The sequence below is a fragment of the Natrinema soli genome, assembly GCF_028618695.1.
The window spans coordinates 1-6,667 of sequence record NZ_JAQIVI010000687.1; the positions used below are offsets into that span (position 1 = coordinate 1).

A 6,667-nucleotide genomic window follows, 5' to 3' on the forward strand; every position below is an offset into this window, starting at 1 on the left:
GATCGCCGCGACCCGCAAGACGACGCCCGGTCTTCGAGGCCTCGAGAAACGCGCCGTCGTTGCGGGCGGCGGCGACACCCACCGGCTCGACCTCTCACACATGGTGATGGTCAAAGACAACCACATCGCCGAAATGGGGCTCGAGGAGGCGGTCGCTCACTTTCGGGCGCGGACCTCGTTCGCGACGAAGCTCGACGTCGAAGTCGAGACCGCCGCGGACGCACCGCGGGCGGCCGAGGCGGGGGCGGACATCGTCCTGCTCGATAACATGACGCCGGCGGAGACGCGAGCGGCCGTCGAGGAACTCGCCGATGCCGACGGCGTGCTCGCCGAGGCCAGCGGCGGAATCACCCTCGCTGACGTCCCCGATTACGCCGCGACGGGCGTCGACGTGATCTCGATGGGATCGCTCACCCACTCGGCACCGTCGCTGGACCTCTCGTTCCGGACCGGCGACGATAGTAGCCGCTGAAACAATTCACATACCGATAGATAGTAACGCGATTTCTTTATTTAGAAACGTTCTCGAAACCGAATCGGGCGGTTCGGTAACGACGTGTGCGAACACACCGTTACAAATCATGTTCTGAGGGGTCACAAAGTGCGATACGCACTTTATCGTTAGAGACGCTGACTATCACGACGTTTAGCCCGTGTCTTTCAGCAATATTCTGTATGCTTTCCGGGGCGTTTTCCGGGTTGGCATTCACAGCAGCACTACTCGGTAGGTAATCGCAAATCCGTATCAAGAGCGACTGTTTCTCGCGTTTCAGTTTCCTCTCCCGTGCAATCTTACCGCTCAACCACTCTCCGGAGAGTCCCGGTACAGCGGTCTTTCCGCTATCGAACTCGAACCCAGCATAGCCCGCGTCCCGTAGATCCTTCTTCACACCTTCCCAATCCATCAGTAGTCATCTAATCGAGCGGTGATGATAACTCCTTGTCCTGTACTCGCCGCGGTTTTCACGTCCAAATTCGGATAAAGAAGCTGTGTGACCAACTACTGATACTGATCGCACAGCGATCGTTCGATCGGGTATGCATTGCCTTCCAATGGCTACTATAGCCCTGACCACCGATCACTCCGCGCGCCACTGCCGAACGTCCGCTTCCTCGAGGAACAGGGACGGATCGTCGTGGGAGAAACTAACCCATCCGTCGTCGGGGTCCGCCGTCACGTGGATCCGTAACTGCTCCTCGACGAGCGCCGTCTCGAAGACCGATCGGCAGTCGCCGATGTCGTAGGAGAGCGGGACGAAGACCGCAGTCTCGGTCTCCTCGTCGCGTTCGACCGCGAGGGCGACCCGCCGGTCGCTGCCCTCCTCGGCGAGCGGTCGGTAGTAGACGTCGGCCGCAGAAATCGTGACGTCCCCCTCCTCGATGAGGTCCGCGACGACTTCGTACTCCTCGGCGCTGACGGTGACGTCGAGCCCGGTTCGTTCGGCCTCCTCGACCGGCGATATGTCGGCGGGCTCGAGGACCACGGCGTCCCAACCCTCTTCCCGGTACTCCTCGGCGATGGCTCGCGCGTCCTCGAGCAGGTCGTTCCACAGGGGATCGTCCGAATTCGAACGGGTCGGTGGGTCCGAATCGTCCGCCGTCATCTGCCTCCCTCCGGCCGCGGTCGTTTCGTCATGTTCGACTCCGACGACCGCGAGGGGAAAAACGTTACCTCACGCGAGCTCGCGTTGAGGGCGGTGCAGCGCAGAATTCACAGGAAAATTACTTTTAATCGCGCGATTTAGTTGAATCAGGCGCAAAGTCTCGTCTTTAGGGCGAGGATATGCGCCGTAAGTTCCGTTATTCATCTATTTATTAATGCATGTATTATATTAGTTAGTTTTAAGTATACGAGTAACTATTACATATGTAATGGTGGCGGTCACTCTAACCGCGAAGTTCCACCAACCAACCCGATCGCGGCGGCGAGAATGGCAAGACGCTATGCTCGTCTACCGCGATACGAAGCAACAGTTGGTTGATGGATGGGCTTCCGGCGAACTCGATATGTCCGTCACTACTGCCAGCATCGATACTGATCTCTACTCGGCAATTCAGAATCAAGCTATTCGAGAGGCAAAAGCCGAGTACAAGCGCGACGGTTGGACCGACTATACCGCCGCCCAACCGTTCGCTACGAACAACCAGAATTGGGAGCTCGAAACGACCGAGAACGGATCGGTCATCGTCGGCTTCCCGTGCATCTCGCAGTGGTGGTATACTCCGATACACATACACGATGAGATACGCGAACCCGTCGAACGAATCCTTGAAGGCGAAGCAGAGTTGTCTCGCCTTCAAGTCTACCGACGCGGTTCGGACTGGTTCTGTTCGTTCACCGTTGAATACGACACCGAACCCGAAGGCGAGACACCCATCGGCGTAGACATCGGCGAACGACACATCCTCGCCGCTCATGCTCTCGAGACGGACGAATCGATGCTGGTTTCGGGAAAAGAGGCGCGATACGTCAGACGGAAATATCGTTCCTTACGCAATTCGCTTCAAAAAGCGGGAGCACTTCGTGCTCACAACCGCGTGGGTAGCAAAGAACACCGTCGTATCCGTGACCTCAACCATACACTCTCGCGTCGGCTGGTCGATTTCGCCGACCAATTCGAGAAACCTGTGATACGGATTGAAACGCTCGAAGGCATCCGCGACCGTACGGGGTGGTTGGGTGTCCACTCGTGGCACTTCCACCAACTTCAGACGTTCATCACCTACAAGGCCGAACAAGCTGGTATCCGAGTTGAATCGGTTGACCCGGCGTATACGAGCCAAGACTGTTCTTCATGTGGTAAACGTGGATCGCGGGACGGCGACCACTTCCGATGTCCATCGTGCGGCTACGAACGCCATGCGGACTTGAACGCCGCCGCGAATATCGGGAAACGAGAGGGGGAACCATGCACGGCCTAACATTTCGGGTGAGGCGAACCGTGCTCCCTCGCGGGCTGAAGAAACCGCCGTCATTGATGCCCGTTGCATACGGGGAGGAAGGCCGATTTGACACGGCTTCACGCGCTGCAAAGCACGTCCTTGGTCATAACTGGGCGGCGACCGTTGACAGACCACGCGAAAGCGTCTTTGAGTCCCGAGGAAACGCGAAACCTCAATATCCCCTTCGGGGAATCCTCATCCTTTAGGGTGGGGAGGATGTCAACCGTGGGTATGAGCGAGGAGCCACTCGACGATCTCGACAGGACCATCATCTACTGCCTGCAGGAGGACGCGCGCAAGACGTCGGCGAGCGAGATCGCGGACAAAGCGGGCGTCTCGGCCAGCACGGTCCGCAACCGGATCCGGAATCTCGAGGAGGGTGGCATCCTCACCGGCTACCGACCGGAGGTGAACTACGAGGCGGCCAGCTACCAGCTGCAGACGCTCATCGTCTGTACCGCGCCGATCCCCGATCGAGAGGCGCTCGCACAGCGGGCCCTGGAAGTGCCCGGCGTCGTCGCCGTCAGGGAGGTCATGACCGGCACCGAGAACGTCCACGTCGAAGCGATCGGGTCGGACAGCGACGACCTCAGTCGGATCGGCCGAGACCTCGACGAACTCGGCCTCGAGGTCGTCGACGAGGACCTCATCCGGAACGAGTACGAGCGCGCGTTCCACGGGTTCGACGTGGACGAGTTATAGCAGCGGTCTCTGTTGCTGATCGTCGGCTTGAGCGCGCTTCGTCCACTCGACGAGCAACGGGTTCGCGTCCTCCTGCTCTTCCGTTCCCTCGCTCACTCGATCTCTGGACGAGTCCACAACACAACATGGTACTGATTGCCGGATCCCGAATTTATCGGCGCTTTTATGCGGATCCGACGACCATTACCCATACAGAATCAATTATGAGTCAGAGAACACCCCCGTTTCCCTCTCTCCTCCCGGTCGACAGCACACGGGCCTCGAGCCCCGTATCGACGCGGTCGCCGAACGACTGACGAACTCACTCCCAATGCCAAAAGAACTCGAACGAGACCTCGGCTTGTTTGCGGTCGTCGCGATCAGTATCGGCGCGATGATCGGCAGCGGCATCTTCATCCTCCCCGGCCTCGCCCTGAAGACGGCGGGTCCGGCGGTCATTCTGGCCTACTTACTCGCGGGCGTACTCGTCTTACCGGCCGCCCTGAGCAAGGCCGAAATGGCGACGGCGATGCCGGAGGCCGGCGGCACGTACATCTACATCGAGCGCGGGATGGGCCCGCTGCTCGGAACGATCGCCGGCGTCGGCACGTGGTTCTCCCTGTCGTTCAAGGGCGCGCTGGCGCTGGTCGGCGGTGTCCCGTACGTGCTGTACCTGTTCGACCTGCCGGTGAAGCCGGTCGCGCTCGCGCTGGCGGCCGTGCTCGTCCTCGTCAATCTCTTCGGCGCGAAACAGACCGGACGCCTACAGATCGCCATCGTCGCGGTGATGCTCGCGGCGATGGTCTGGTTCGTCGTCGGGGGACTCCCGTCGACGGACAGCACCTACTACGGCGGCTTCTTCGACGAGGGATCCGGCGGTCTCCTCGCCGCGACCGGCCTCGTGTTCGTCTCGTACGCCGGCGTGACCAAAATCGCGAGCGTGGCCGAGGAGGTGGAGAATCCGGATCGGAACATCCCGCTCGGGATCCTCGGCTCGCTCTGCTTCACGACGCTCCTGTACGTCCTCATCGTCGTCGTCATGGTCGGCGTGACGCCGCCCGATCTGTTGAGCGACTCCGCGGTGCCGATGATCCACGCGGCCGAGGCGACGCTCGGTCGGCTGGGCGTGATCGCCATCATCATCGCGGCAGTCCTCGCGCTGATCAGCACGGCCAACGCCGGGATCCTGTCGTCGTCACGATATCCCTTTGCGATGGCTCGAGACAAACTCGCACCGCCGTCCCTGACGGAGATCCACGACGAGTGGGGAACGCCCGTGCGAGCGATCACGCTCACCGGTGCCGTCATGTTGGTGCTCATCGCGTTCGTCCCGATCCTCCAGATCGCGAAACTGGCGAGCGCGTTCCAGATCATCGTGTTCGCGCTGGTCAACGGCGCGGTTATCGCCTTTCGCGAGGGGGACGTCGGGGAGTACGACCCGAGCTTCGAGTCGCCGCTCTATCCGTGGACTCAGCTCGTCGGTATCGCCGGCGGATTCCTGCTCATCGGCTACATGGGAACGATTCCGCTCGTCGGTGCCGTCGTCATCACGGCGGCGTCGGTGCTGTGGTACGTCTACTACGCGCGCAGCCGCGTCCAGCGCGAGGGCGCTGCCACGGACGTCGTCCGGCGGAGCGTCGGTCGCAAGGCCGTCGCACAGACGAAAGCGACCATCGAGACGGTCGACGGCTACGAGGTACTCGTCGCGATCACCGAGGAGACGAGCGAGGGGCGAGAGCGAACGTTGCTGCGGATCGCCGCCGACGTCGCCCGCGAGAACGACGGGAGCGTCACCGTCGTTCAGTTCGACGAGGTGGCCGACCAGGTGCCGCTCCAGCAGGCGTCGGAAACGCAGTCGCCGGCGGACGTCGAGTTCGAGGAGCGGACGGAGCCGCTGACCGAGGCGTTCGACGTGCCGGTCACCTACGGCGAGATCGTCAGCCACGACACGAAGCGGGCGATCGCTAACTTCGCCGCCCACGAGGACGCGGACTTCCTCCTGCTCGAGCGAAGCGACGACCCACTCTACGCGCCGATATTCGGGACGACCGTCGAGTGGATCACTCGCAAAGCGCCGTGTGACGTCTTGCTCGTCGAGGACCGCGACCTGAACCGAATCGACTCCGTCACGGTCGTCACCGACCGCGGCCCCTTCGATCCGCAGAAGATCACCGTCGCGAACGCGCTGGCGACCGAGGCCGGGGGCAGTATCACCCTGCTGTACCCGCTCGATGATGCGGCGACCGAAACGCAACGCGAGACGATAGACGAGTACCTCGCGGAACTCGAGTCGCTGTGTTCGGTCCCCGTGAATCGGTCGATCGTCGAGACCGACGACCCCGAACGGGATTTCGTTTCGGTGACGAACGCGGGCGACATCCTCGTTATCGGGACGGACGGCGGACGGATACGGGGGAACCTGTTCGGCCGTCCGGCGGACAGAATTATCGACAGCGTCGACTGCACGGCGGTTCAGGTCAACTCGAAACGGGGCGGATCCGGACCGATTCGTCGACTGGTCGAGCGCATGGTGTTCTAACGGCTCGGCTCCACTGTTCCGCTTCTCCCCGCGCGGTCTCGTTCGGAGCGACGGAGTCGGATCCCGAGTGACTCGCCGTGTTCCAGCGCGCGCCACCACTCACGCTGCGAAGTTCTTTCCGATACCGCCACGTGAGGTGCGACTGTCCAACCGACGATGCCACCCGACTCAGACGCCGATCCGTCCGTCGAGATCCGCCGCGCGACCCACGACGATTACGAGGCCGTCGCCGACTTCACGAGCGACATCTGGCCCGACCGCGGCGGCGACTACATCCCGCGGATCTACCACGACTGGCTCGAGGACGACGACGAGACCGACAGGAAGACGTTCCTCGCGGAAGTCGACGGCGAGGCCGCGGGGATCGTCCAGGGCGTTCTGCTCTCGCCCGACGAGGCCTGGTTTCAGGGAATGCGTGTCGCGGCCGACCATCGCCGGCAGGGCGTGAGCCGCCGGCTGAACGAGGCGACCTTCGAGTGGGGCCGCGAGCGGGGCGCGACGATC

General features: G+C 61.9%; 7 protein-coding genes. 5 read left to right on the top strand and 2 right to left on the bottom strand.

Translation table 11 applies throughout. The features are described 5' to 3' along the window. Positions 1–472 (top strand): carboxylating nicotinate-nucleotide diphosphorylase (nadC, locus tag PGX04_RS30040; RefSeq protein WP_273741840.1); only part of this gene is annotated, 472 nt, incomplete at its 5' end. Positions 473–572: 100 nt separating this feature from the next. Here nadC and PGX04_RS30045 read toward each other — a convergent pair. Further along, positions 573–905, bottom strand: coding sequence for a hypothetical protein (locus PGX04_RS30045; protein WP_273741841.1), 333 nt, complete (start codon positions 903–905; stop codon positions 573–575). Positions 906–1,079: 174 nt separating this feature from the next. Further along, positions 1,080–1,604, bottom strand: coding sequence for a DUF7529 family protein (locus PGX04_RS30050; protein ID WP_273741842.1), 525 nt, complete (start codon positions 1,602–1,604; stop codon positions 1,080–1,082). Positions 1,605–1,872: 268 nt separating this feature from the next. On the opposite strand from PGX04_RS30050, the gene PGX04_RS30055 reads away from it, so the two are divergent. From PGX04_RS30055 to PGX04_RS30070, 4 genes are all read left to right on the top strand, one after another. Then, entirely contained in the window at positions 1,873–2,922 is a 1,050-nt protein-coding gene (locus tag PGX04_RS30055) for an RNA-guided endonuclease TnpB family protein (RefSeq protein WP_377043708.1), read from the top strand. A 252-nt stretch (positions 2,923–3,174) separates the two neighbouring features. Continuing rightward, positions 3,175–3,645 (top strand): Lrp/AsnC family transcriptional regulator, encoded by a 471-nt coding sequence (locus PGX04_RS30060; protein WP_180840272.1) that lies wholly within the window; start codon positions 3,175–3,177, stop codon positions 3,643–3,645. Positions 3,646–3,955: 310 nt separating this feature from the next. After that, on the top strand, positions 3,956–6,163 hold the full coding sequence (locus tag PGX04_RS30065) for an amino acid permease (RefSeq protein ID WP_273741843.1): 2,208 nt from the start codon (positions 3,956–3,958) through the stop codon (positions 6,161–6,163). 156 nt (positions 6,164–6,319) lie between these two features. After that, positions 6,320–6,667 (top strand): GNAT family N-acetyltransferase (locus PGX04_RS30070; protein ID WP_273741844.1); only part of this gene is annotated, 348 nt, incomplete at its 3' end.